Origin of the sequence: Aeromonas sp. 603079 (assembly GCF_049172135.1) — a bacterium.
GTDB lineage: Bacteria > Pseudomonadota > Gammaproteobacteria > Enterobacterales > Aeromonadaceae > Aeromonas > Aeromonas veronii.
Map to the genome: position 1 here is coordinate 76,108 of NZ_JAAKPX010000017.1, position 26,587 is coordinate 102,694.

Annotated in this window: 22 protein-coding genes; 10 read left to right on the top strand and 12 right to left on the bottom strand. The window is 60.3% G+C overall.

Going from position 1 to position 26,587, the window contains the following annotated elements:
* Window positions 1-4 precede the first annotated feature (4 nt).
* The 5 genes from G5287_RS14000 to G5287_RS14020 form a co-directional block, all read right to left on the bottom strand.
* The gene (locus G5287_RS14000) at window positions 5-880 is read right to left on the bottom strand and encodes a flagellar motor protein MotB (RefSeq protein WP_005351126.1); all 876 of its coding nucleotides are present in this window, start codon (window positions 878-880) and stop codon (window positions 5-7) included.
* Complete coding sequence (locus G5287_RS14005) at window positions 858-1,616, bottom strand: flagellar motor protein (RefSeq protein WP_040067282.1); 759 nt, start codon at window positions 1,614-1,616, stop codon at window positions 858-860. Before G5287_RS14005 ends, G5287_RS14000 begins: the two co-directional genes overlap by 23 nt.
* Window positions 1,617-1,980: 364 nt before the next feature.
* Window positions 1,981-3,303 carry a Na+/H+ antiporter family protein gene (locus tag G5287_RS14010; protein WP_005344933.1) on the bottom strand — a complete coding sequence of 441 codons (1,323 nt, stop codon included), beginning with the start codon at window positions 3,301-3,303 and terminating at the stop codon, window positions 1,981-1,983.
* A gap of 273 nt (window positions 3,304-3,576) precedes the next feature.
* Window positions 3,577-4,254, bottom strand: a complete 678-nt coding sequence (gene rnt / locus G5287_RS14015; RefSeq protein ID WP_216953912.1) for a ribonuclease T — start codon at window positions 4,252-4,254, stop codon at window positions 3,577-3,579.
* A 100-nt stretch (window positions 4,255-4,354) separates the two neighbouring features.
* On the bottom strand, window positions 4,355-5,098 hold the full coding sequence (locus tag G5287_RS14020) for a phosphatase PAP2 family protein (RefSeq protein ID WP_421231462.1): 744 nt from the start codon (window positions 5,096-5,098) through the stop codon (window positions 4,355-4,357).
* 248 nt (window positions 5,099-5,346) lie between these two features.
* Between G5287_RS14020 and G5287_RS14025 the strand changes: the two genes are divergently transcribed.
* The 8 genes from G5287_RS14025 to G5287_RS14060 all read left to right on the top strand — a co-directional run bounded on the left by G5287_RS14025 (window position 5,347) and on the right by G5287_RS14060 (window position 14,725).
* A complete protein-coding gene (locus G5287_RS14025; protein WP_421231463.1) occupies window positions 5,347-6,468 on the top strand; it encodes a 4-phosphoerythronate dehydrogenase in 1,122 nt (373 codons plus the stop codon).
* A 193-nt stretch (window positions 6,469-6,661) separates the two neighbouring features.
* Entirely contained in the window at window positions 6,662-7,678 is a 1,017-nt protein-coding gene (locus G5287_RS14030; RefSeq protein ID WP_421231464.1) for an aspartate-semialdehyde dehydrogenase, read from the top strand.
* Window positions 7,679-7,949: 271 nt separating this feature from the next.
* On the top strand, window positions 7,950-10,118 hold the full coding sequence (locus G5287_RS14035) for a FimV/HubP family polar landmark protein (RefSeq protein WP_421231465.1): 2,169 nt from the start codon (window positions 7,950-7,952) through the stop codon (window positions 10,116-10,118).
* 188 nt (window positions 10,119-10,306) lie between these two features.
* The gene (gene truA / locus G5287_RS14040; RefSeq protein WP_216953903.1) at window positions 10,307-11,116 is read left to right on the top strand and encodes a tRNA pseudouridine(38-40) synthase TruA; all 810 of its coding nucleotides are present in this window, start codon (window positions 10,307-10,309) and stop codon (window positions 11,114-11,116) included.
* 119 nt (window positions 11,117-11,235) lie between these two features.
* Window positions 11,236-12,099, top strand: coding sequence for an acetyl-CoA carboxylase, carboxyltransferase subunit beta (gene accD, locus G5287_RS14045; protein WP_005344944.1), 864 nt, complete (start codon window positions 11,236-11,238; stop codon window positions 12,097-12,099).
* 2 nt (window positions 12,100-12,101) lie between these two features.
* Window positions 12,102-13,361 carry a bifunctional tetrahydrofolate synthase/dihydrofolate synthase gene (folC, locus tag G5287_RS14050; protein WP_266133884.1) on the top strand — a complete coding sequence of 420 codons (1,260 nt, stop codon included), beginning with the start codon at window positions 12,102-12,104 and terminating at the stop codon, window positions 13,359-13,361.
* Between the two features lie 74 nt (window positions 13,362-13,435).
* Window positions 13,436-14,236: a cell division protein DedD gene (dedD, locus tag G5287_RS14055; RefSeq protein WP_421231466.1), complete on the top strand. Its 801-nt coding sequence runs from the start codon at window positions 13,436-13,438 to the stop codon at window positions 14,234-14,236.
* A 171-nt stretch (window positions 14,237-14,407) separates the two neighbouring features.
* A complete protein-coding gene (locus G5287_RS14060; RefSeq protein ID WP_216953896.1) occupies window positions 14,408-14,725 on the top strand; it encodes a heavy metal-binding domain-containing protein in 318 nt (105 codons plus the stop codon).
* A 116-nt stretch (window positions 14,726-14,841) separates the two neighbouring features.
* On the opposite strand, the gene cysG is transcribed toward G5287_RS14060, so the two are convergent.
* The 5 genes from cysG to G5287_RS14085 form a co-directional block, all read right to left on the bottom strand.
* Window positions 14,842-16,221, bottom strand: a complete 1,380-nt coding sequence (gene cysG / locus G5287_RS14065; RefSeq protein ID WP_421231467.1) for a siroheme synthase CysG — start codon at window positions 16,219-16,221, stop codon at window positions 14,842-14,844.
* A gap of 196 nt (window positions 16,222-16,417) precedes the next feature.
* Window positions 16,418-17,428 carry a sulfite reductase subunit C gene (asrC, locus tag G5287_RS14070; protein WP_421231468.1) on the bottom strand — a complete coding sequence of 337 codons (1,011 nt, stop codon included), beginning with the start codon at window positions 17,426-17,428 and terminating at the stop codon, window positions 16,418-16,420.
* Window positions 17,429-17,439: 11 nt separating this feature from the next.
* Window positions 17,440-18,279 (bottom strand): anaerobic sulfite reductase subunit AsrB, encoded by an 840-nt coding sequence (gene asrB / locus G5287_RS14075; protein WP_021229668.1) that lies wholly within the window; start codon window positions 18,277-18,279, stop codon window positions 17,440-17,442.
* Between the two features lies 1 nt (window position 18,280).
* Complete coding sequence (gene asrA / locus G5287_RS14080) at window positions 18,281-19,339, bottom strand: anaerobic sulfite reductase subunit AsrA (protein WP_421231469.1); 1,059 nt, start codon at window positions 19,337-19,339, stop codon at window positions 18,281-18,283.
* Between the two features lie 200 nt (window positions 19,340-19,539).
* Window positions 19,540-20,382 (bottom strand): patatin-like phospholipase family protein, encoded by an 843-nt coding sequence (locus G5287_RS14085; RefSeq protein ID WP_005333746.1) that lies wholly within the window; start codon window positions 20,380-20,382, stop codon window positions 19,540-19,542.
* Window positions 20,383-20,647: 265 nt separating this feature from the next.
* On the opposite strand from G5287_RS14085, the gene G5287_RS14090 reads away from it, so the two are divergent.
* The gene (locus G5287_RS14090) at window positions 20,648-21,664 is read left to right on the top strand and encodes a S66 family peptidase (protein WP_421231470.1); all 1,017 of its coding nucleotides are present in this window, start codon (window positions 20,648-20,650) and stop codon (window positions 21,662-21,664) included.
* 134 nt (window positions 21,665-21,798) lie between these two features.
* Here the strand turns inward: G5287_RS14090 and G5287_RS14095 are convergent, their stop codons facing one another.
* Entirely contained in the window at window positions 21,799-23,394 is a 1,596-nt protein-coding gene (locus G5287_RS14095) for a methyl-accepting chemotaxis protein (RefSeq protein WP_421231471.1), read from the bottom strand.
* 253 nt (window positions 23,395-23,647) lie between these two features.
* Here G5287_RS14095 and hutW point away from each other — a divergent pair, with 253 nt between their 5' ends.
* Complete coding sequence (hutW, locus tag G5287_RS14100; RefSeq protein WP_421231472.1) at window positions 23,648-25,009, top strand: heme anaerobic degradation radical SAM methyltransferase ChuW/HutW; 1,362 nt, start codon at window positions 23,648-23,650, stop codon at window positions 25,007-25,009.
* 111 nt (window positions 25,010-25,120) lie between these two features.
* Here the strand turns inward: hutW and G5287_RS14105 are convergent, their stop codons facing one another.
* Window positions 25,121-26,524, bottom strand: a complete 1,404-nt coding sequence (locus G5287_RS14105; protein WP_421231473.1) for a DEAD/DEAH box helicase — start codon at window positions 26,522-26,524, stop codon at window positions 25,121-25,123.
* Window positions 26,525-26,587: the final 63 nt, after the last annotated feature.

The following is a 26,587-nucleotide window of genomic DNA, read 5'->3' on the forward strand; positions in this document are numbered from 1 at the left end:
GGGATCAGGGCTTGAGCAGTTGCAGCGACTCTTCTGCTGCCTTGCCTTGGGAGAGGGTGATATCGACCCGGCGGTTCGCCTGGCGATGTTCGGGGGTGTCATTGGCAAAGCGGGGTTGGGTGTCGGCAACACCCTGAGCGATGACTCGTCTGGCATCCAGCTGGGGGTTGGTCAGCATGGTCTGCACGATGGAAGAGGCCCGCAGCACCGAGAGCTCCCAGTTGTTGCGATAGAGCTCCACCGGCGCCTGGGAGTTGTCGGTATGACCGGTGACCACTACCTGCCCCGGGATGTTGGCCAAAATGCCGGCGATCTTGTTGACCAGCGGGATGAACTGGGGCTGCAGGAACGCCGAATCGGCGGGAAACAGCGCCTTCTCGCCGATGCGGATCACCAGCTGACTGCCAAGCTGCTCGACCTCCAGATCCTTCGATTCAATCTGGGCCTTTAGCTGCTGCTCCAGCTTCTGCTTGGTCACCTGCACCCACTCCTGCTCCTGGGTCTTGTGGGGCCAGGCTTCGGTGGCGCTCGGTTTTTCCGAGGCACCTATGGTCTCGTTGAAGGGGTCCGATGCCGCCATGGGGGCATCTTTCTCCAGCACTGTCTCCTCTTTCGGGCTGCTCGGCGTAGTTTTTGATTCTGGCTCGAGAATCCCTGTGCCCCCCTGCATCAAGGGGGAGCCGGCAGGCGGGGAGATGAGGCCGATTTTACCCAGCGACTCGATAAAGCCCTGGATAAGCACCCGGGTTTCGGACTGTTTGGCCATGGCAAAGGAGTAGAGCACCACAAACAGGGCGAACAGCAGGGTCATGAAATCGGCATAGGAGACCAGCCAGCGTTCATGGTTCTCCGGTGCTTCAGCCTTTTTCTTTTTCGCCACCGTGACCTCCCAGATAAGGTTCGAGGGTAACTTGCAGGCGTGCCTGGGACTCGCCATCCACGATGCAGAGAATGCCGGTCAGGGTCATCTCCTTGTAGTGGCGGATCTGGTGGGCAAACCCTTTGTAACGGTTGCCGAACGGCAAGAAGATCAGGTTGGCGGCGGATACCCCGTAGATAGTGGCGATAAAGGCCACGGCGATGGCGCCGCCCAGCTTGTCGGGGGCATCCAGCAGACCCATGGCGTGGATCAGGCCAAACACCGCGCCGACGATCCCCATGGTCGGGCAGTAGCCGCCCATGGCTTCGTAGAATTTGACCGTCTGTTCGAGATCTTCCTGCTCGAACTCGATCTCGTTCTCCAGCACCTCGTGTATCTTGGTCTTTTCGTAACCATCAACCATCATCTGCACCCCTTTCTTCAGGAAAGGATCCTTGATCTCGTCGATCATCCCTTCCAGCGCCAGCATGCCGCTGCGGCGGGCGTTGCCTGCCAGGGTCTCCAGCAACTGGGCCTGTTCATGCATATCGAGCTTGAGGGGGGAGAGCAGCCATTTGAAACGCTTCATGGTGCTGCCGACGACGGAGAAAGGGAACTGGGTCAGCGCAGCACCTATGGTGCCACCGATCACAATGAGGAATGCGGGCAGATCGAGCAGTGCACTGGGGTGCCCCCCCTCGATCATGTTGCCGCCAAGGATGGCGATCAACGCCAGCACCAAGCCAATCAAGCTCATTTTTTACACGTCCCTGTATGGTGATAATCGCTAGTGTAGCTAGTTAAGTATCAGTTTTTCAAAATGATATCCAATCGCTGAGCAATTAATCGGCGTGGTATGTGGCAACGGGTGTGGCGCACAACGCTGGGGGTGCTGAGTGCTGTTATGGCATCTGTGGCTAGAGACTGATCCCATAAGAGCAAGGAGCGAAACAAGCAGTGCGCAATCATCCAGATCCGGGAATCCATGTCGCCCAATAAAGAGCTTCTCCTCTCGGGACCATGTCCTAGTGATTAGGTGAACGTGCTTATAAAGAAGGCGACCATAAGGTCGCCTTCTTGTTTCGTATTTTGCAGAGCATGGTTCGATGCCAGAGTGGCTATCAGAGCACCATGGCGGCAATCCAGCCGAAGATCACCAGCGGGATGTTGTAGTGAATAAAGGTGGGCACCACGCTGTCCCAGATATGGTCATGCTGGCCATCGGCGTTGAGGCCGGAGGTGGGGCCCAGAGTTGAATCAGATGCAGGTGAACCCGCATCCCCCAGCGCGCCTGCGGTACCGACCAGGGCGATGATCGCCATCGGTGAGAAGCCGAGCTGCAGACAGAGCGGCACATAGATGGTAGCGATGATGGGCACGGTGGAGAAGGAGGAGCCGATCCCCATGGTGATGAGCAGGCCAACCAGCAGCATCAGGAAGGCGGCGATCCCCTTGTGCTGACCGATGCCGGAGGCGACCACCTGAACCAGAGAGTCGACCCCGTGGGTCGCCTTCATCACAGCGGCAAAACCGGCGGCGGAGATCATGATGAAGCCGATCAGCGACATCATCCGCACCCCCTGGGTGAAGGCATCCTGGCTTTCGCGAAACTTGATGACGCCGCCGCAGGTGAAGATGACAAAACCGGCTAGCGCACCCAGTACGATGCTGTTGGTCATCAGTTGCAGCCCCAGCGCTACGCCAATGGCCAGCAGGGCCACCCAGATGTGGGTGAGGTTGAGCTCGACCGCTTCGGGCTCGGCATCCAGGATCTTGGCCAGATCGTACTGGCGCGGTTTGCGATAGCTGATGAATACCGCAATCAGCAGGCCCAGTACCATACCGGCAACCGGAATGGCCATCGCCAGCGGGATCTGGCTGGTGGTGATGGGCACGCCGTTATCGATCAGGTTCTTGGCCAGAATGTTATTCAGGAAGATGCCACCAAAGCCGACCGGCAGCACCATATAGGTGGCGGTCAGGCCAAAGGTGATGACACAGGCCACCTGACGACGGTCGATCTGCATCTGCGCCATCACATGCAGCAGCGGCGGGATCAGGATGGGAATAAAAGCGATGTGAACCGGGATCAGGTTCTGGGACGAGATAGCCACGGCCAGCACGGAAGAGAGCAGCAGGGTTTTGACCCACATGATGCGGGTCGAGCTGGCATCCTTGCCCAACTGGCTGATCACCTTGCGGGCCAGCAGGTCGGTGATCCCGGAGCGGGAGATGGCAACTGCAAAGGCGCCCAGCATGGCGTAGGAGAGGGCAATCTCGGCGCCACCGCCCAGGCCACCGCTGAAGGTGGTGAGGGTATCTGTCAACGACAACCCGCCCACCAGACCGCCCGCAATGGCACCCAGCGCCAGCGAGACCACCACATTGATCCGCAGCAGACTGAGCACTAGCATCAGCCCGACTGCGATAACAACTGGATTCATTTGATTTCCTTATAGTTTGTTATTGCTGTCTGTCATGTGAAGGGGAGTTAGTTTGCGAAAAATGTGACAAATGTCGAGAAAAAAATCAGTCAAACCCCTCATATTGCAGCAGCATGTGGCACAAGGTTGCTCAACCTGAGGGTTTGTGACCTACTTGACTCCGTGTGTCCCGTGCGCAGCGGTGGATAGTGACCTTGATAGCGATTTCCGGTGCGCTGTGCAATCAATCACTTCCCCAAAAAGCGAAGGCTGCCAGTGGCAGCCTTCATCCGTTTATTCTTGTCCCTCATCATCGGTAGGGGCATCGGTTGTGTCATCATCCGGATGCGCAGGCGGCCAACCCCCCATGCTCTTCCAGCGGTTAACGATATGACAGAACAGCTCTGTGGTGCGTTCGGTGTCATAGAGGGCAGAGTGCGCCTCTTTATTGTCAAACGGGATGCGGGCGCTCTGGCACGCTTTGGCCAGCACGGTCTGCCCCAGCGCCAATCCGGAGAGAGCAGCGGTGTCGAAGGTGGCAAACGGGTGGAACGGATTGCGCTTGAGGCCAGCGCGCTCGGCGGCAGCCATCACGAAGCCGTGATCAAAGGTGGCGTTGTGGGCCACTATGATGGCGCGGCCGCAATCCTGCTCCTTCATCCCCTTGCGGATCCCCTTGAAGATCTCGGTCAGCGCCTCTTTTTCCGAGACAGCGCCACGCAACGGGTTGTAGGGGTCGATGCCGGTGAACTCCAGCGCGGCCTTTTCCAGGTTGGCCCCTTCGAAGGGCTCGACATGAAAGTGGAATATGTGATCGGGAACGAGCCAGCCCTGCTCATCCATTTTCAGGGTGTAAGCCGCGATTTCGAGCAGGGCATCGGTCTTGGCGTTGAACCCGGCTGTTTCAACATCGATGACGACGGGGTAAAAACCACGAAAACGGCCCTTGAGGGTATGAACTGCGTCGGTCATGGGATCTCGGTCGGGATAAAATGAGGCGGCATTATGGCAAAAAAGCACAGGCTTGTCCTCCCATCCCATTACAGGAAGCCGCTGCAGGATGGCGCAGGCTTCAGTATCTGTGCAGCCACCAGCGAGCGGCAATCAGCGCTGTGACAGTGCCAAGCAGGGCACTGGCCAGCACATCCACCGGCCAGTGCATGCCGAGTACCATGCGCGACAGGCCAACCCCCAAGGCCCACAGTGGTAGCAGCCAGACGCCAGCCGGGGCGCGGGCCAGCCAGATCAGGCCGAAGAACTGGGCCAGACTGATGGCGGCGATGCTGTGGCCGGAGGGGAAGGCGTAATTGACCTCCTTTTGCCAGTGGTGGCCGAGCCATTCTGGAAGGGCCAGCAACTGGCTGGCGGCATGAACCTGTTCACTGCGCACATTGATGCTACTGGCGTAGAAGTGCTTGATGGCCGGGATCAGCGACTGACTCTCAAGCCAGAGCAGATAGGGTCTGGGCTCTTCGGTCAGGTGTTTGATCAGGCTCTTGAGCACCCAGTCGCTGGCGAGCAGGGCTGCCAGCGCACACCCCAGTGCAATGAAGGGGGACAGCTCCAGTTTGAGTTTGTAGCGGGTCAGCAACAGCAAGAGGGCGCCACTGACCCCGATCCCGGGAATATCGACCATGCGGGTGAGGGCGTATGACCACCATAGCCAGCCTGATTGAAGTGAACCGGTCAGAAAAGGCTGCCAGGGCAATGTGGCGAGTAGTAACAGGGGCAGGATTAACAGGGCTGTGAAGCCAAGCACCTGACTGCGGGTGAGTGAGGCGGTTGACATTGGGAGCGGCGGAGCGTGTGGCGGCATGGTGGGTATGGGCGATCGCGAAAAAAGAGGGGCATTGTGCCACCGTGACATGCCCGGACAAAGCCGAGCAGCACGTTTGTTACCTCTGCTTACACATTTGTGGCGATATCCTCTGTTTGAGCGGGCGGATGGAGCGGCTGCCGCGCAATGTGGTCCCGTTTCGCGCCGGATTGCATCACAGGCTGAAATCTCAGGCGGCTTTGCGCTAGAATGGCGCCCCCGTGGCGGTTGTGACCAAAGAGAGCCCGATGAAGATAGTCGTTGATGAGAATATGCCCCATGCCGTGGAGCTGTTTGCCGAATTTGGCGAGGTGATCCCCTTGCCCGGACGGCAGATGCAGGCCCGCGATCTGCTGGATGCCGATGTGCTGCTGGTGCGTTCGGTCACCCGCGTCAATGGCGATTTGCTGGCGACCAGCCCCAAACTCGGGTTTGTCGGCACCGCCACCATAGGCACCGACCATGTGGACAAGGCGTTGCTGGCAAGCCGCAATATTCCCTTCTTCAGCGCCCCCGGTTGCAACAAGTATTCGGTGGGGGATTATGTGCTCTCAGCCCTGCTGGTGCTGGCGGAGCGTTACGAACTCGAGCTCTCGGCCATGACTTTGGCGGTGATTGGCGCGGGCAATACCGGCGAGTGTGTGGCTGGCAAGGCCGAAGCGCTCGGCATGCGGGTACTGCGCTGCGATCCACCCAAGGCGCGTAATACCCCCGATGCGGGCTTTGTCGATTATCAGACCGCTCTTGGCGCCGATATCGTCAGCTTCCATGTGCCCATTACCCGTGAAGGGCAGGATGCCACCTACCATCTGCTGGATGCCGAACAGATTGCCGCGCGCCCTGCCGGGCAGATCCTGATCAACGCATCCCGTGGCGAGGTGTGGGATAACCGGGCCCTGCTGGCGCGTCAGTTGGGCGATGCGCCTTTGCGACTGGTGATGGATGTGTGGGAGAACGAGCCCGAGCCACTGGCAGCGCTGGTGCCCCATACCGAGATTGCCACCCCCCATATCGCCGGTTACAGCCTGGAGGGGAAGGCTCGCGGTACCTGGATGCTCTATCAGGCGCTCTGCCAGCAGCTGGGGCGCCAGCCTCGTCAGGATTTGAGTCGGCTGTTGCCTGCCCCCGATGTGCAGGTGGTGGTGCCGGGCCGCGCACCGGATCAGGCGCTGATCAAGCAGCTGGTGCATCTGGTTTACGACGTGCGTCGCGATGATGCCCGTTTCCGGGCCCGACTCGGCCTGTCCGGCAGCTTTGACGAGCAGCGCAAACATTATCCCGAGCGCCGTGAACTATCCTCCCTGCAGATCGAGGGCGCGTTTGCCAGTCAGGATCTCGGTGCGTTGGGATTTGCGCGGTCACGTCCCTGAATCGGGGATCAAGAGCTGGAAGATAACCGGAAGGGGTGAGCCGAGCTGGCCACACCAATCCCCTTTTTTACTGAGCTGGCGCAGATGCTATTGCGGCGGTTCAGCCATATCTGGCAGCGTCATCTCGCAGCGCGTGAGCCTGTCGACCATGGCGCCAGCCGGCGCCATTGCAGCATTATCAGAGGAGAACAGAATGAGCCAGCAGTTTAACGTAGCGGTATTGGGTGCCAGTGGCGCCGTGGGTCAGGCGATGATCGAGATCCTGGAAGAGCGTGAATTCCCGGTGGCGACCCTCTATCCGCTGGCCTCCAGCCGCAGTGCCGGTGATACCGTGCGTTTTGGCGGCAAGAACCTCGAGATCCTCGATGTGGAGGAGTTTGACTGGAGCCAGGTGCAGATCGCACTCTTCTCCGCCGGTGCCGAGGTTTCTGCCAAGTGGGCGCCAATTGCTGCCGAGCACGGCTGCATCGTCATCGACAACACCTCCTGCTTCCGTTACGACGAAGATATCCCGCTGGTTATCCCGGAAGTGAACCCGAATGCGCTGGCCGATTTTCGCAATCGCAACATCATCGCCAACCCCAACTGCTCCACTATCCAGATGCTGGTGGCGTTGAAGCCGCTGCACGATGAAGTGGGCATTGCCCGTATCAATGTGGCTACCTATCAATCCGTGTCAGGCTCCGGCAAAGAGGGGATCAGCGAGCTGGCAGGCCAGACCGCTCATCTGCTCAACGGTCGTCCGGTAGAGCCCACCCTCTATCCGCAGCAGATCGCCTTTAACCTGATCCCGCAGATCGACAGCTTCACCGACAACGGCTACACCCGTGAAGAGATGAAGATGGTGTGGGAAACCCAGAAGATCCTGGGGGATGCCAGCATAGCCGTGAACCCGACTTGCGTGCGGGTGCCGGTTTTCTACGGCCACGCCGAGGCGGTACACGTCGAACTGCACCAGCCGCTCGATGCCGAACAGGTCAAGGATCTGCTGCGCAGTGCGCCGGGCGTGACCCTGTTTGATGACGAAGGGGATTATCCGACCCCGGTGCGCGACGCAACCGGCAAGGATGAGGTGCTGGTGGGTCGGGTGCGTCAGGATATTTCTCACCCGAGTGGTATCAATATGTGGATCGTGGCCGATAACGTTCGTAAGGGCGCGGCAACCAACAGTGTACAGATTGCCGAGCTGCTGGTTCGCGACTATCTGTAAGGCTAGACATCTGCCACAGATGGGCAGCAGGGAGTGCTGCCCATCCGGACTGTGATAGATCGGGGGTGTGACCCATGCCGCACTCCGCTACATCAAGATTCTGTTGCGATATCAACTGATTAAGTTTTTTCCTACACTCAGAGTCAAGTCGGGTGCTAAATGTGTCGGACTACTGGCTTGCGACGCGAGCCTGATTTATATTGAACCGACTGTTTTGGGGTAACTATCCAGATTTTTCAATGTGATAGGGCCGTCATACGAAGGAACGAATATGGGACATTCCCGCATAACATTGGCAACGCTACTCGCATTGGGTCTGCTGGGCTCCGTCCAGGCTGAAGACGCTGCGCGGGAGCCTTTTTTTGTCGAGCTAAAAGGCCCTGACGAGCCCGCACCTCCCGCCGTCAATTCCCAGCCGCTGGCGCAACCGGTACGTGCAACCGCCCAGCCTGTGGTACGTCAGGTCACGGCCAATGCCGGTAGTTATGGCCCTGTTCGTCCAACCGATACCCTCTGGAGTCTGGCGAGCAAATATCGTCCCTCCAGTAGTGTCAGCGTCTACCAGACCATGGTGGCGATCTACGAGAAAAACCCCCGCAGTTTTGCCGATGGCAATATCAACCACATTCTGGTGGGGTCACGCATCCTGCTGCCGACCGTGGCTGAAGCGAGCGTCATCACCGATGCCCAGGCGCGAGCCAGATTCCGCAGTGACAACGCCAGCTGGAAGGGGCTGAGTCCCAAGTATCTCGCCGAGAAGCATGCCCATGGCGCCAAACCAGCGGCCAAGCCCGTGAAGGTTGAGACTGCCAAAGCCGAACCGGTGAAAACCGCGCCAGCTCCCTTGCCTGCGGCAAAAGCGGCACCCATTCCTGCTCCTGTCGTAGCACCGCAACCGTCTGCTGAAACCAAAGATGTTGTCAAGGCGAGCGAGCCTGCGCCAAAAGAGGCGGTGGCCCCAGTCCCGGCGACGAGCGCCGCAGCAAGCACCACACCGGCACCTCTGCCTTCCGATCTGGAAAAACCGGTGGGCAAACCGGCCACCGAGATGGCGCTGGCACTGGAAGATGCCAATGCCCAGCTCGGTCAGGTGACCGAGATGAACCACAGGCTCAAGCTGCGTCTGCAATCCCTGACCGAAGAGGTCGAGACCCTAAAGGCCCAGTTGCAGGATCAGACCGCGCTGCAAAAAGAGCTCGCCGAGCTGAAGGCCAGACCTGTCCCCCCCGTGGTGGCAGAGCCTGAACCCAAGCAGCACTGGCTGATGGAGCTGCTCTCCTCACCGCTCAACCTTGCCATGATCATCCTGCTGCCGGTGCTGCTGGTATTGGCGCTGGTGACCCTGTGGCTGCGGGCCCGTGCCCGTCGCGAGCTGGAGGAGCAGGAGAAGAGCCTCTCCGAGTCCACCGCCATGATGATGGATCAGGAGCAGAGCGAGTTTGACGATCTGCTGAGTGTCGATGTGACCGACAACGAGCCGGTACGCCCGGTGCCGGATCTCAATACCCCTGATGGCTTTATGCCGGTCGAGCCAGATGAACCGGCTAAAAAGCCGGATGTTGATCTGGTTTTCAGCGACGATGGTGAGATCGATCTGCAAGGTTTCGAGCCGGAGCGAATGGCTGCCCAGTCAGCCAGTCGTGACCCGGATCTGGTGCCGGATCTCGATCTCTCGCTGGATGAGCCTGTCGCGTTGGCCAATGAACCCGACATGGATCTGGCCAGCGAGTTCAATCCCAAGTCCAGGGATGCTGATGAGCTCATGAGCGAAGAGGAGCTGCAGGCAGCCCTGTTTGCCGAGCTGGATGCGGATCTTTCGGCTGATCTGGAACCGGAGTTGAGTGCAAGCAGCAAGAGTACGGCTGCTGATGATCTGGCCAGTTTTGATCTGGGTGATTTTGAAAATGAGCTGGATAAACCGGCTGCGGGCGAGGGCAATAATGCCATCGACTTGAGCGTGGATGGTTCGGCTGATGATATGTTGGCCGAGTTGGGGCTTGAGCCAACCAAAGGCAAGGAGACCGAGCTCGATCTTGAGTGGGATCCCAACGAACTGGCGCTCTCCGATTTCGAGGATGCCTTTACCGAAGTGGAGTCTCATCCGGCAGAATTGCAGCCAAGGGAACAGGCCCAGGCAAGCGGTTACGTCGAGATCGACAAGCTGCTGGCCGATGCGGATGCCACCGCGCCGGAGCAGGAGCCCTATCAGGGTCTCTCGCTGGACGTGGGGCTCGATGGTTTCCCCGAGGTGTTGCCTGAATCCACCGGCTTTGATGTGGATGCCGATGACGGCGGTGTGGGGGCCAAGCTGGATCTGGCCCGCGCCTACCTCGAGATCGACGACAAGGATAGCGCCCGCGAGCTGCTGCAAGAAGCGGCAGAGCAGGGCACCGAGCATCAGCGTGCCGAGGCAGAAAAACTGCTCAAGCGGTTGGGGTAAAATTGTCCCTGTTGCGGGATCAGCAAGAAGGGGGCAGCCATTGGCTGCCCCCTTCTTCATGGCAATTTGCACAGGGTGAATTCTCCGCCCATGCAAGCCAATCAGGCGGTTTGTGGGACTTTTCGAGTTGAGCGCGTATAATCCGCCCCGTTTCTTTCACTGCGTTTCACAACAAGACAAGTTTATCCATGCGAATTGCCCTAGGTATTGAATATGACGGCAGCCGGTATTTCGGTTGGCAGCGTCAGCGTGAAGTGATCAGCGTGCAGGAGGAGTTGGAGAAGGCCATCAGCCGGATCGCCAACCACCCTGTCTCCATCCAGTGTGCCGGGCGCACCGATGCCGGCGTCCATGCGACCGGCCAGGTGATCCACTTCGATACCGAGGCGAACCGTGCCGAAGGGGCCTGGACCCTGGGGCTCAACTCCAACCTGCCGCCGGATATCGCCGTGCGCTGGGTCAAGGAGGTGGACGAAACGTTCCACGCCCGCTTCAGCGCCACCGCCCGTCGCTACCGCTACGTCATCTACAACCACAACTTCCGTCCGGCGATCCTCGGCAGTGGCGTCAGTCACTACCACGAGACCATCGATGCCGAGTTGATGCACCAGGCGGGCCAGAGCCTGCTGGGGGAGCACGACTTCAGCACCTTCCGTGCCGTTGCCTGCCAATCCAACACCCCGTGGCGCAATGTGACCCATCTGTGCGTCAGCCGCTCCGGCCCCTACATCGTGCTCGACATCAAGGCCAACGCCTTCCTGCACCACATGGTGCGCAATATCACCGGCTCCCTGCTGCTGGTGGGGCAGGGGCTCAAACCGGTGGAGTGGATTGCCGAGGTGCTGGCTGCCAAGGATCGCAATCTGGCCGGGCCGACCGCCAAGGCCGGTGGCCTCTATCTGGTCGACGTGGATTACCCGGCCGAGTTTGCTCTGCCGCAGTTGCCGCTCGGCCCGCTGTGGCTGCCGGACTCGGCACCGGGTACGACCAGTTTTTAGTAACTGCGCCCGAAAAATTGTGGTTTAATGACCCGTCATTTGTTGCCATCGAGCTATTAAGTCATTGAACAATCTAGGCTCGATGCGTTTTGTCAGGCACAAAAGCATTAAGGAATTCCATGAGCTGGCTTGAGAAGATTCTTCCCAAGAGCAAGATCACTGCACCCCGTCGTCACAACATTCCGGAAGGGGTGTGGACCAAGTGCAGTGCTTGTGAACAGGTGCTCTACCGGGCAGAGTTGGAGCGCAACCTCGAAGTGTGCCCCAAGTGTGATCATCATATGCGCATCAGCGCTCGCGCCCGTCTCGAGAGTTTCCTCGACGAGCAGGGTCGTACCGAGATCGGTGCCGAGCTGGAGCCGCAGGATGTACTGAAATTCAAGGATTCCAAGCGCTACAAGGATCGTTTGTCTGCCGCCCAGAAAGCGACAGGAGAAAAAGATGCGCTGGTGGTCATGAAAGGGACCCTCAAAGGGGTGCCGGTTGTCGCCTGTTCCTTTGAGTTCTCCTTTATCGGTGGCTCCATGTCCTCCGTGGTCGGTGCCCGCTTCGTGCGCGCTGTCGAGGAGTGCATCAAGGAGGGCCGCGGTCTGGTCTGTTTCTCCACTTCTGGTGGTGCCCGCATGCAGGAAGCCCTCTTCTCCCTGATGCAGATGGCCAAGACCAGCGCGGCGCTAGACCGACTCTCCAAGGCTGGCCTGCCCTTTATCTCTGTGCTGACCGACCCCACCATGGGGGGGGTCTCCGCCAGTCTGGCGATGCTGGGTGACATCAACGTGGGCGAGCCCAAGGCGCTGATCGGTTTTGCCGGCCCGCGCGTTATCGAGCAGACCGTACGCGAGAAACTGCCGGAAGGCTTCCAGCGCTCCGAATTCCTGCTGGAGAAGGGGGCCATCGACCTGATTATCGATCGTCGCGACATGCGTAACCGTCTGGCCAGCCTGCTCGCCAAAATGCTGAATACTCACGTCATCGAAGAGTGAAGATGAGTTCAAACATGCAACAATCCCAAAGCCGGTCGCTTGTCGACTGGCTTTCTTATTTGGAGCAGATCCATCCGGTCAATATCGACATGGGTCTGGATCGGGTCGGTGCCGTTGCCCGGCGTATGGGGCTGACCCAACTGCCGTTCAAGGTGATCACGGTGGCGGGTACCAACGGCAAGGGCTCCAGCTGTGCCATGGCGGCCAGCATTCTGATGGCCGCAGGCTATAAGGTCGGCGTCTACTCCTCTCCCCATCTGCTGCGCTTTACCGAGCGGGTGCGGATCAACGGGGCCGAACTGGCCGACAGCGATCACTGCGCCGCCTTTGCCGAAGTGGAAGCGGCTCGCGGCGAGATTGCCCTCACTTTCTTCGAGTTCGCGACACTGGCTGGGCTGTGGCTGTTTCGCCGCGCCGCGCCCGATGTGCTGCTGCTGGAGGTGGGGTTGGGTGGCCGGCTCGACGCCACCAATGTGGTGGAGTCCGATGTGGCGATGATCACCTCCATTGCCCTCGATCACTGCGACTGGCTGGGTGATACCCGTGAAGCCGTGGCGGTGGAGAAGGCTGGGGTCTATCGCGCCGGCAAACCCGCCATCAGCGGTGAGCCCAATCCACCTGCGACTATCGCGAGCGAAGCCCAGCGTCTTGGCGCCAACCTGCGTCAGGTCGGTCTCGATTTTCGTGGTGATGAGCACGAGAGCGGTTGGGATTATCACGGCCTCAACCAGTGGCGGGATCTGCCAAAACCGGCGCTGCCGCTGATGAACGCGGTGACCGTGCTGGCGGCGCTGGAATCCCTCGGCTTGCCGCTGCCGGAGTCCGCCATTCGTGACGGGCTTGCCAATGCCCGGCTGGCTGGCCGGATGCAGCAGTTGCAAAGTGCGCCGCTGGTGATCGTCGATGTGGCCCACAATCCCCATTCGGCAGCCTATCTGGCCGCGCAATTGCGTAAGATGCCCTGCACGGGTGTGCGCCGTGCCGTGGTCGGCATGCTCAAAGACAAGGACATGGCGGGGTCACTTGCTGAGCTCGACGGTCTGATCGGCGAGTGGTATCTGGCCAGCCTCACCGGCCCGCGCGCCGCCACCGCTGCGCAACTGGCTGCGGCGCTGGGGGAGGGCAAGGGGCCTGCCAGGGAGTTTGATGATGTCAGCGCCGCTTATCAGGCAGCGTTGGCCGCATCGAGTCCGGACGATATGGTCATTGTGTTTGGTTCGTTTTACACTGTCGCCGACATTCTGGCGGGTGTCGCCGTCTAGGCCACACCCCGGCTCCCCAGCCCTTTGGCGGGGAGCCAAATCGCATATTGAGTTACGTAAAGGTAGGATTCAACTTGGCCTCGAAGTTTCAAAACCGTCTGGTGGGCACCGTCATCCTGGTGGCCCTGGTTGTTATTTTCCTGCCGGACTTGCTGGATGGTCACAAGCTGGCACAAAAGGAGGAGGCCTTTGCCAAGATCCCGCTGCGCCCCGAGCTGGAGCCTGCCAAGCCTGCGCTGCAGGTCTCGGCAGCCAGCAGCCTGCCCGCCGATCATCTGGCCAGCCAGCAACAGGCCTCTGCGGCCCAGCAGTGGCAAGTGGAAGAGGTGGCTGACCCCATGACCCTCGCCGGTCAGGGCAACGGTGCGCAGCTGGCGACAACCCCTGCCGCACCGGCACCGGTTCAGCCGCAACAGAATGCCCAACCCAAGCCACAGCCCAAGCCGGAAGTGGTGGCCAAAAAACCGGTCGAACCGCCAAAGCCAGCACCCAAGCCGACGCCAGCCAAACCGGTTGAAGTGGCCAAGGCACCCGCACCGACCAAACCGCAGGCGGGTCAGATCAAGTCCCTCGACGATCTGATTGAAAGCAAGATGACCCAGCCGACCACTCCCGCGCCTGCTGCGGCACCGGCGCAGGGCAGCTGGATCCTTCAGCTTGGCGCCTTCAAGAACGTCGACAGCGTCAACGCGCTGGTGAGCAAGCTGCGGGCGGCGGGCTACTCTGCCCACACCTCGCCGCGCACACCGGTGCAGGGTCAGCTCAACCGTGTCTTTATCGGGCCGGATGTCTCCAAGGCCAAACTGCAGGGGATGCAGGGACGGATCTCCCAGATGACCGGCCTCAGTGGCTCGGTGGTCTCCTACAACCCGTAATGGCGTTGCCGTTTGCAATGGCCCTCTGAAACAAACACCGCGCCCCGTGCGCGGTGTTTTTTATCTGACCGTCGTGATTTTTAATGACGGCGTCGTACAGGCCACCACCCGGTTGGGATTTGCTGTCAGTTGGGGTAGTCTGGGGCCTTCTGCTACTCACAGGAGTTCAAGATGATCCTCTCGACGACCCCCACGCTGGAAGGCAAAACCATTCGTGAATACCGCGGCATCGTGGTTGGCGAAGCCATTCTCGGCGCCAACATTTTCAAGGATCTCTTTGCCGGGATCCGCGACATCATCGGCGGCCGCTCCGGCGCCTATGAAAAAGAGCTGGCCCGTGCCCGCGACATCGCCTTCGATGAGCTGAAAGAGCGCGCTGCCGCCCTTGGCGCCAATGCGGTGGTCGGTATCGATATCGACTACGAAGTGGTGGGGCAAAACGGCAGCATGCTGATGGTCAGCATCAGTGGTACTGCCGTGCTGGTGTGATGCGCCACGCAAGGGTTGCCGACAACTGCCGTCGCAGGCAGGGTCACGGATAAAGTGGATAACTGCTGGCTGCCCAAGGGCCGACAACCCGGTTGTCGGCCCTTCTCGTTTATTGATCAATTTCTGTCGTTGCCATACCAGTCGAGCTGGTCGGCCAGAGTGACCACCGAGCCGATAATGATGAGACTCGGGCTCTTCACCTGACGGGCCAGTTCGGCCAATTGCTGCAGCTCGCCGCGCACCACCCGCTGACTGAGCTGGGTGCCTTGCTCCACCAGCGCCACCGGGGTGTGGCCGGGCATGCCGTGGGTTTGCAGCGCATCCTGAATGCGGGTGGCGTGGGCCAGCCCCATGTAGAACACCAGGGTCTGGCGTGGGGCCGCCAGCGCTGACCACTCCTGGGCGATATTGCCCTCCTTGTCGTGGCCGGTGATGAACTGCACCCGCTGGGCATGGTCGCGGTGGGTGAGGGGAATGCCGCTGTAGGCGGCGCAGCCTGAGGCTGCCGTAATGCCCGGTACCACCGAGAAGGGGATGCCCGCCTCGGCCAGGGTTTCCAGCTCCTCGCCACCCCGGCCAAAGATAAAGGGATCGCCCCCCTTGAGCCGCACCACCTGTTTGCCCAGCTGCGCTTGTTCCAGCAACAGCTGGTTGATCGCCTGCTGGGGCACACAGTGGCGGCCCGCCTCCTTGCCAACAAAGATCCGCTCGGCATCCCGGCGAACAAGCGCCAATACCTCCTGCGAGACCAGTCGGTCATAGACCACCACATCCGCCTGCTGCAACTGTTGCAGACCGCTTAGGGTAAGCAGTCCCGCATCGCCGGGGCCTGCGCCCACCAGGGTTACGCTTCCCTTGCTCTGCTGTTGCTCATCGAGTAGCTCGGCGACGCTCTGTTCGGCAGCTTGCTGCTGGCCGCGGGCCAGTTGGCATGCCAGTCGCTCATGGCTAAAGAGCCGCTCCCAGAAACGGCGGCGGGCCAGTTTGTCAGGAATGGCCTTGACCCGCTCACGCAGCTTGCCCGCCAGGGTAGCGAGTTGGCCGAGGTGTTGCGGCAGCATGGCTTCGAGTTTTTCCCGCAGCTGGCGGCTTAGAACCGGCGCCGCGCCTGCGCTGGAGATGGCCACCATCAGCGGCGAGCGGTCGATGATGGCGGGCATGATGGCGCTGCAGTGGGCCGGAGAGTCCACCACATTGCAGAAGATCTGGCGCAGGTTCGCCTCGTTGAAGACTTGCTGGTTGACCTCTTGCTGGTTGGTGGCGGCGATCACCAGCCACTTGCCATCGAGCAGTTCGGGATGAAAATCGGCGGCGCAGACGGTCAGGCGACCCTGCTCGGCCCAGCTCATCAGCTGGGGTTCCAGATGGGGGGCATTAATGGTGATCTTCGCCTTGGTATCGAGCAGCAGACGCGCCTTGCGCACCGCCACCTCACCGCCGCCGACGATCAGGACCGGCTTGTTTTGCAGCTGACAGAAGAGAGGGAGAAAGTCCATAACAGGCTCCGGATGCTGGCCCGTTCGCAATGCCGCGCCGGGCGAGATAGCAGGGTGCGCCGTGACGTACCCGGATGGTTGGGGGAAAGATCCCCCGACGGGAATAAAAAAGGGGAAGGGTGATCTTCGCCCGGGCCAACGACAGATCCCCACCGGTGTCGGCCACTTGATCACGCTTCCCCAAACGAGGTTTTTCCTATTGCAGCGCTTTGACGTGCATGTTGGCGACGTACTGATCTTCGGCCCAGAAGATGCGGTCAGCGACCATGGCTTCCGGGTTGAGGGTGACGCCGCGCAGCACCCGCTCCTTGAACTTGTGATAACCGGCCCGGTCGATAAGGTGACCCATGTGCAGGTAGATGGGTTTGCCATCCAGCATCTCGGCCTCGAACTCGAAAAGGTTCTTGATCACCGCGTGCAGCACCTCTTCGGTGACCCAGTTGAGGAAAAGCTTGCCGGTACGGGGAGTCTTCTTGCTGGTGCGTCCCCCCAGCTTGACCATGTAGAGCTGCTTGGGATCCCGCTGCCAGGCAAGGGTCGGGCAGGCCAACACGCACTCGCCACAGCCGATGCACTTGCTCTCCTCCTTGACCGCCTTGCCATGCTTGATGGCGAGGCAATCCACCGCGTGGTGGCTGCATGCCTTGACGCATGCGCCGCAGCCGATGCAGCGCTCGGCATTGAAGTGGATTTTGGCGATGCCGAGGATGCCGAAGTCGGCCATGTTGGCCTTGGCGCAGTCGTTGGGGCAGCCGGCGATCACCATCTTGAGGTGATAGGGGTTGGGGTAGAGGTGTTTCTCCATCCGCTGGGCCAGCCCGGTGCAGTCGATATTGCCCTTCTGGCAGATGGTATTGCCCTGACAGGCAACGATGTTGCGTCCGCCGATGGTCTGGTAACCGGCTGTTGTGTCCTCTACCTCGATGCCGCAGGTCTCCACCTCGATCTCCTTGATAAAGGGTTCGAGGGCGGCGTTGACCTTGTCCATGTCCTGATACTTGATGCCGGGCATCGCCAGCTTCTGGCGGGTGGTGAGGTGGATCAGGCCGTTGCCATACTGTTCAGCGATCTGCTGGGCCACCGCCAGCAGGTGGGCGGGCATGATCCCGCCGGGAATGCGTACGCTGATCATCGCTTCGCCGCGCACCTTGGAGAGGCGGTATTCGTTCTTGGCGCGGGCCTTGATGATGTCGATATCGAGACTCATGGTGTTCTTCCTCAGTCGATCAGATGCTGGGCCTGGTCAAAACGAAAGACAGGTCCATCCACGCAGATATAGGTGTCGCCCATCCGGCAGTGGCCGCATTTGCCCACGGCGCAGGCCATGCGGCGTTCGTAGTCGACCCAGATGCGATCCTTGGGGATGCCCCGCTCGAGGAAGGCGAGCACTACGAAGCGGATCATGATGGGGGGGCCAACCACTATCACCTGGATATCCTCCTTGTCAGCGAGATCCAGCTGGTCGATGTAGTCGGTGACCCGGCCAATGCGAAACTGCTCGCTCTCCTTGCCCTCGTCCAGGGTGACGATGAGGTTCTGCTGCTCGGCCCAGAGCGGCATCTCGTGGCGATAGAGCACCGCCTGCTCGTTCTTGAAGCCGAGGATCATGTCGAGGGATTTCACCTCTTCCGGATGTTTGCTGAAGCGGCGCAGCAGCCCCTTGACCGGGGCGACGCCGGTACCGCCCGCCACCACGATGAGGTGCTGGTTGCGGTAGGTCTCCAGCGGATAGCCGTTGCCGTGGACGCCGCGCATCCACACCTTGTCGCCCACATCGAGGGCAAACAGCGCATCGGTTACCTTGCCGACCTTGCGGATCAACAGATCCACATAGCCATCGCCATAGTCGGAGACCGAAATGGGCGCCTCGCCAACGGTGGGCAGGGAGATCTCCACAAACTGGCCGTAGTGGACATCAAAGTCGCGGGAGACCCGAAAGTTCCACTCCAGCTCGGTGTGGCGCTCGATGGCCAGAATGGTGTAGGCCTTGGGCAGCAGGCGGTTTTCGACCACGTCCTGCTGCGGTTCTGCTGTTGCGGTTTGCTGGCACTGGCACATATCAGTTCGCCCCCTGCGCGTTGTCGGCTGCGATGGTCTGTTCGACCACATCGGCCATCTTGTTGATGATGTTGCTAAAGGAGATGTAGTGAGGGCAGCGATCGTCGCAGCGGCCGCAGCCGACGCACATGTGCTCCTCTCCCTGACGGGCCTTGTAGTCGTTGACCTTGTGCAGGGCGCGATAACGCAGGCGCTCGCCATGTTTGGCGCGAAAACCGTGGCCACCGGCCATGTCGCTGAAGCCATCCACCATACAGCTAGCCCATTGGCGACGGCGCTCACCCTGCTGGGGATTCTCCGCATAGGTGAGGTCGTGCACGCTATAGCAGCTGCAGGTCGGGCAGGAGGTGGTGCAGCGGCCACAGCCGATGCAGCGGCTGTCGTACTCGGCCCAGACCGGATGAGCTGTGAGGATCTGGCGGATCCGCTGGGGGTCGTCACAGACGCTGTCCGGGGTGCGTACCTTGACCGGGTTGCTCTGGACAAATTCCGGGGTGAAGTCATCGGATTCACCCAGTTCGGCAAAGTAGCCGAGCAGCTCGGGATCCTTCACCTCAATACGGGCACCCTCATCGCTCAGACGAATGGCGGCGGCGTAGTCCTGGGTCTCGTTGCTGCCCATGGAGACGCAGAAGCAGTTCTCGAAGCTCTCGCGGCACTCCAGCAGTACCAGCTTGAGCTTGCTGCACAGTCTGGCGTAGTAGACGTCGCTGTTCTGGCCGTTTTTCAGGTAGACCTGATCCAGCCTGTGCAGAGCGTGGATATCACAGCTGCGCAAGAACAGCAGGGTGGGCTTGGCCTCCACCTTTGATTCGCGCAGCTCCAGATTGTCGAAGTGGAACAGGGTCTGGGTGATGGGGAGCACCACCTCTTTCGGGGAGAAGTGGGACTTCTCCTGCCACACCAGCTCGGCCGGATGGCGGATGCTGTGGTAGGTGACGTTGTCGGTGTCGGAGAAGCGGCCGCCCCGATATTCGGCCGCGGGCGCCATGATCCGGTAATCGGGCAGCAGCCGCTCGAACAGCTGCGCCAGCGCGGGATGGGTGAGAAGAAACGACATAAATAAACACCTTGTATGAGGGTGAGATGCCCTGGCATAGGGATGAGGAGCGGGCCGGTCAGGATGTCTGGCACCGGTTCTGGCCGCGCTTGCCTCGCCACGGTCTGTTTTTATGACTCATGTTGCTCAACTGACCCGATTGTTATTGTGTTGGCGGCGCGTGCGTCGCGGCAGGTCGGGTCATGCCTGTAAAACCCTTATCAATTGAGCAGGGCGGCCTGATAGCCTGCGCACTTGCCCATCACGTATCCCATCTCCAGCTTGTTGATATCGCGGGTAAAACGGGAAACGGGGAAGTAGTCAGCCGGGGCGATCACCTCGATCTGGCAGTCCTCCGGCGGATTGGCGATAAAATCGAGCGCCTCGTTGTAGCTGCGATCCCGCTGCTCCAGCGCCTGTGCCAGCGCGGGGCGGGTCTTGAGCAGGGTACGGATCATCCAGGGGAAAGGCATCGGCTTGAGCCGATAGCCAAGGGGCTCGGAGAGGATCACCGTCAGGTGACGGGCACCGCGGCGGTAGGCTTCGATCACCGGGATGGAGTCGGCCACCCCCCCATCTGTCATCGGTACCCCGTGTACCTCCGGGTATTCGTGGGAGGCGAGGGGAATGGCGCAGCTGGCGGGCAGCACCTCGTTCATGTTCTCCGGCTTTACCCGGATGTACTCCGCCTTGCCGGTCAGGGTATTGGTCACCACCGCATAGAAGGGGATGCCGGTCTCCCGGTAGGCGTGAATGTCGAGGGGATACTTGCGACAGCTGGTGTTCCACAGCCAGTGGATATCCACCAGATTGCCCCCCTTGGCAAAGCGCAGGGGATCCATAAACTGCTGGCTGCACGCCAGTTTGGTCAGGATCTCGTGGCTGCGGCCATGCTGGCTGGCGAGATAAGCCAGCAAGTTGGTAGCTCCCGCCGAGACGCCGATGGCGAAGTCAAAGGGGCGATAGTCATGCTCGATAAACGCATCCAGCACGCCGCTGGCAAATATGCCGCGCATGGCACCGCCTTCTACAACCAATGCGCTGGGGGATGCGTTTTTGTTCATGACAGGCACCTCATTGATAAGTCAGAGAGAAAAAGTGGGAAAGAGAATGTCCGGGCTGTCAGGCCGACCATTCTGACAACCAACCGGGGTTGGCCATCGCAATGAGGTCATTCTAGGAAGGGGATGGTGTTTAGAATATCTGTTAATAATGAATCAAGTGTTTTGTATTTCTAAACGATGGTGATAAACCCGTTGTGATCAAAGGGATTGTGTAGGAGTCTCAACGACTCTGTGATGGCTGGATATTGGCAAGGATGAGTGTGTCATGACGTTATTGGTTCCCCCGCTGCTCCAACGTGGCGATACCATCGCTTTTTACTCCCCCTCCAGCGCGGCGACCGCCTGGGCACCCAACCGTTTTGCCCGCGCAAAAGCCTTTCTTGAGGGGCAGGGCTTTAGGCTCAAGGCGGGCAGCCTCACCGGCCAGCAGGATCACTGGCGCTCCGGCTCCATTGCCGCGCGGGCCGAGGAGCTCAACGCCCTTATTCGCGACCCAGAAGTACGCTGCATCATGTCGGTGATTGGTGGCAGCAACTCCAACTCCCTGCTCCCTTACCTCGATTTTGATGCGCTCAAGCGCGACCCCAAGATCATCGTCGGCTACTCCGATGTGACGGCGCTGCTGCTCGGCATCCATGCTCAAACTGGCCTGGTTACCTTTTATGGCCCGGCGCTGGTGGCCTCCTTTGGCGAGTTGCCGCCGCTGGTGGATGAGACGCTGGCCAGTTTTTTGCAGATTGCATTGGCCGATGAAGCTGGCGTCCCCTGCACGCTGCCTACGCCAGCGCAGTGGAGCGATGAACGGCTGGATTGGGAGAACCAAACCCGGGCCAAGCAGTGCCAGCCCAATCGGCTGATCTCGGTGGGCTCAGGCCGGGTTGAGGGACGGCTGATGGGCGGCAACCTCAACACCATGGCGGGGATCTGGGGCTCTCCCTATATGCCAGCCATCGAGTGCGGCGACATTTTGCTGCTCGAGGACAGCCTGAAATCTGCCGAGACGCTGGAGCGCTCCTTTGCCCACCTCAAGCTATGCGGGGTGTTTGATCGGATCGGCGCGCTTATCCTCGGCAAGCACGAGTTGTTCAACGATCAGGGTAGCGGCAAGCGCCCCCTCGATATCCTGCTGGAGGTGGTGGGGGAGCCGAGCTTCTCCATTCTGGCGGAGTTTGACTGCGCCCATACCCACCCCATGCTGACGCTGCCGCTGGGCATCGAGGTAGCGCTCGATCTCGACCGCCAGCAGCTCACCTTGCTGGATCCCTGGTGGGATGACTGTTGAGGCTATGTTGCCAAGGGAGATGAAGCACACATGCTATGTGCTGAAGAGGATTGATGAATGCTCGACACCGCCCATCAAGGGTAGTTTGCGGCAACAAGCGCGACTCGGGAGCGCGCTTGTTGCCATTGGCTGGATTACCAGCGGTAGGTTTTCAGCAAGGCCTCCAGTTTTTGACACTGCTCGACCAGCTGGATACTGGCGAGGTTGGCGGCATGGGCCTGACCCAGAGTGTCATTGGACGTATTGCGAATGTCGCTGACCGCGTGATCCACTTCGCTGCAGACCCTGTCCTGCTCTTCTGCTGATTGTGCCATCTGGGCGTTGAGGTCATTGATGCTGGCGATGCGTCCAATGATGTTTTGCATGGCCGCCAGGGTCGCCTCTGTCTTGCTGATGCTCTCACCGGCTTTGCTTTTTGCATCCCCGATCACCACAACGGCGCTTTGGGCCTCGTTTTGCAGGGCGGCGATCATCTGGGAGATCTCCTCGCTGGCGGCACGGCTACGGTTGGAGAGGGCCCGCACTTCATCGGCTACCACCGCAAAGCCACGGCCTTGCTCGCCGGCCCTGGCCGCTTCAATGGCGGCGTTGAGGGCCAGCAGGTTGGTCTGATCGGCAATCCCCTTGATCACCTCAAGCACACCGTCAACGGCGAGGCAGCGGCTATCGAGTTGCTGGATCACCTGATCCACCCGATCAATTTCTGCCGACATCTCGCCCATATCTATGATGGAGTGCTGGGCGAGGCGGCTGGTATTGGCGGCATCCTGATTGGTGAGGGCGGAGAGCTCGGCGCTCTTGCGGGCATGTTCGCGCACTTCGTGGGAGCTTGCCGCAAGCTCGCTTACAGCGGCGGCAACCTGAGTGGTCATCGACTCTTGCTGACGGGCCGAGTTTTCTGTCTGGGTCGCCACCTGACGGATCTGGCTCGACTCCTGATAGAGCTGATGGGTCGCCCCTTCTACTTCCTGCAGGCTGTGCCTGAAGCCCTGCACCATCTCATTGACGGCACGGGTCATCTGGCCCAGCTCATCCTGACTCTGGTTGAGCAGGGGGATAGCGAGGTTACGCTCTTTGGCCATCTGGAGCATGGTACGTTGCAGTTGCCGCAGCGGGTGTTTTACATAGCGTTGCAATACCCACCACAGCAGGCCGAAACCGAGGCTGAAGACAAGGGCCAGACTGCCGCTCAGGATCAGGTTGTTGTGGCGGATCTCGCCGAAGGTATGGCTGAGATCGTAACTGATCCGCACCGCTCCCATGACAGTGCCTTCAGGCACTTGATGGCAGGTGGTGCACTGGGTACCGCGATACTCCTTGTAGGCTTTGAATGGCTTGATCAGGGTGAGCTGGTTACCCTGTTGCTGCAGGATGGTTTCCCCCTGATTGATGGCGCGTTCGTCGAAGCTGTCCTGGGCTTTCTGGTCCGGGAAACCCGGGCCAAACAGGTTGCTGACGGCCGGGGCGCGGATCAGACGAGCCTCGACAATGCCCGCTTCACTCTTGAGTTTGGTCTGCACTATCTGCCGGTTGGCCATGCCACCTGTCATCATCAGCACGTTGACCTGATCCATATAGGTGTTGGCCATGCTCTCAACCTTCTCCTCTGCCAGCCGGATGGCGAGATCCCGTTGCAGCCAGGCAGAGAGCTCGAAGCTGAGGCCAAAGGTGGTGCTGATGACCAGCGCAAGAGGGAGAAAGATTTTCCAGTTCAGGGAGAGGTTATGCATAGTCGGGGCGTTCCATGCGTTGTTGTGTTTTATCTGTTCCAGCTTCATCTGAGCGTAGGCGAGGAGAGCAAGAATGATGGTTCTCTATCGGCACACCATAACCGCTCTTTAGTAAATAATCTGTTAAGCGGATCGGTAATGCTGGTTGCCAAAATGACTTCGACGAGCTGCACGGCTCTGCGGGTTGATCCAGAACAAAATGCCAGTAACGATAATCGTTATCATTGTCATTATTTGCTAAATAGTGACCACCATGAATCTGACCCCTTCCATGACCGGTATCTCCTCGCCGGATCCCCTCAAGTTTGCCTTTAGCGCCAAGACCTCGGCCCACGCCAGTCGGGGAGGGATGCGCCCCTTCCCGCTGGATGAGGCTGGCTGGCAGAGCTGGTGGCAGCGAGAGAGTGAAGCTGAGGAGCGCGCCCTCTACATCCATATTCCGTTTTGCCGCAAGCGCTGCAGCTTCTGCAATTTCTTTGAAAATGGCGCCAATCCGGCGCGGATCAACCGCTATGTCAACGCCTTGTGCGCCTCCCTTGCGCAGGCGGCTGACACCCCGCTGGCGCAGAGCATGCCATTTTCAGCCGTCTATGTGGGGGGCGGTACGCCGACCGACATGAGCGCCGACGAGCTGGCCATGCTGGCCGCCGTGATCCGCCGTTTTCCTCTGGCGGCGGATGCCGAGGTGACGCTGGAGGGGCGGCTCAACGGCTTTGATGATGAGAAATGGCAGGTGGCGCTGGCGGGGGGCTTCAACCGCTTCTCATTCGGGGTGCAGAGCTTTGATACCCGGGTGCGTCAGCAGGCGGCCCGTTTCGATGACAGGGAGACCTTGCTGACCCGTCTGGGTGAGCTGACCCGGGATGATGCGGCTGTGATCGTGGCGGATCTCATCTTTGGTCTGCCCGGTCAGGATGATGCCGTGTGGCAGCAGGATATCCGCGATGTGATGGCGAGCGGTGTACACGGGGTCGATCTCTACCAGCTCATCGCCATGCAGGGCACCAATCTGGAGCGGGCGCAGGAGAAGGGCACCCTGGATTGGCTCGCCGATGGCCAGCAGCGGGCGGCCATGTATGCCTATGGCGGGGCGCAACTGGAAGCCCACGGCTGGGAGCGCCTCTCTTGCAGTCACTGGCGGCGCAGTCCGGCCGAGCAGAGTCGTTATAACCAGATGGCCAAGCGCGGTGCGGAGATCCTCCCCTTTGGCGCCGGTGCAGGAGGCAACATTCTTGGCCATGGCTTGATGTATGGACGGGATCTGGCCCCCTGGCACGATGCGCTGGCCAGCGGCAAGCGGGCGCCCGGGATGGTGATGGGGCGCAATCCCAATGCAAGGATGGACGGTCTGCTGCGTGGCGCCCTCGACAGTGGCGTGCTGGCGCTGGATCGTCTGCCAACGCCTTTGCTGACCCATCTGATGCCGCTTTTTGCCGCCTGGCAGCAGCACGGGCTGGCCGAGATCGAGAACGCACGGTTGCAACTCACCCTCGCCGGACGCTTCTGGAACGTCAATATGCAGGCTGGCTTGTTCGAGTTCCTGCAGCTCAATCCGCTCGATGGTTCAGCGCCGCCCAGCCATGGTACTGCCGGGGTACGCCATTCGCTGGTTTGAGCCCGAGCGGAGCATTTGCACGGAGCACTTGCATGGCTCCGAGCGATCCATAACGAAAGAGGGAACCTTGCAGGCTCCCTCTTTTGGCTTGGCAGTCAGCGTCGCGCGAGCTTACTCGTCGCTGCTCTCCTGATAGCTGTCGCGCATTGCTTTGGGCAAGCGGCGCATCGGCGCAAAGCCGATATCCTCGCCCACCACTTCGCGCTTGCGGGACTTGTTTTGAGGAGACTGGGCGGGATTTTGGCTGGCGTCACCTTTGGCTTTGCCCTTGCCCGCGGCTGGCTTGCCCTTGGCATTGCTGCTCTTGGCGTTGGCATGACCGCGAGCCCGAGGCGGGTTCTGCACCGGCTTGCTGCCCGGCAGAGTCTGGCGACTCGGCTTGCCACTTGGCTCATACCCTTCCAGGATCTCCACGGACAGGGATTGGCCGATCAGGGCTTCGATCGCCTTGAGCTGACCCAGCTCGTCCTGACTGACCAGCGAGATGGCCTCACCGCCACGACCGGCGCGGCCGGTACGGCCGATACGGTGGATGTAATCCTCCGCCATCTGGGGCAGTTCAAAGTTGATCACGTAGGGCAGTTGATCGATATCGAGACCGCGGGCGGCGATATCGGTCGCTACCAGCACTCGCACCTCGCCACTGCGAAAATCGGCCAGCGCCCGGTTGCGGGCACCCTGGCTCTTGTCACCGTGGATCGCCACGGTATTGAGGCCATCTTTTTGCATCTGCTGGGCGAGGCGGTCGGCGATCTGCTTGGTGCGAACAAACACCAGCACCCGCTGCCAGTTGCCACGGCCAATCATGTGGGAGAGCAGCTCGCGGCGGCGTTCCCGATCCACCTGAATGATGCGCTGGGTCACCTGCTCGGCGGCAGTATTGCTGGGGTCCACCTCGATCAGGGTGGGGTCGTTCAGCAGGTCATCCGCCAGCGCCTTGATGTCGTTTGAGAAGGTGGCAGAGAAGAGCAGGGTTTGCCGCTCTGCAGGCAGCGCCTTCATGATGCGGCGGATGTCGACGATAAATCCCATGTCGAGCATGCGATCCGCTTCATCCAGCACCAGCACTTCCAGCTGGCTCAGGGTCAGGGCGCCCTGGGTCAGCAGATCCAGCAGACGGCCCGGGGTGGCGACCAGAATGTCCACCCCCAGCTTGATGGCGTCCAGATTGGGCTTGATGCTGACACCGCCATAGGCGATCAGAGTCTTGAACGGCAGGTGGTGGGCATACTTTATGATGCTCTCGCCCACCTGTGCCGCCAGTTCGCGGGTCGGGGTGAGCACCAGGGCGCGCACCTGACGTCGGCCGCGGCCATGGTTGGCCAGCAGACGCTGCAACATCGGCAGGGTGAAACCGGCCGTTTTGCCTGTGCCTGTCTGGGCACCGCCGAGCACATCCTGACCAGCCAGAATAGCCGGAATGGCTTGCTGCTGGATGGGGGTTGGCTGTTCGTAACCCAGCTCCTTGACGGCCCGCAGGATGTGCGGGGACAGACCCAGTTCGTTGAATGACATGTTCGAGAGAAACTCCTGAGATGAGCCTTTGGCTCAACGGGCAGCCAGCGTATTGGGGCCAGC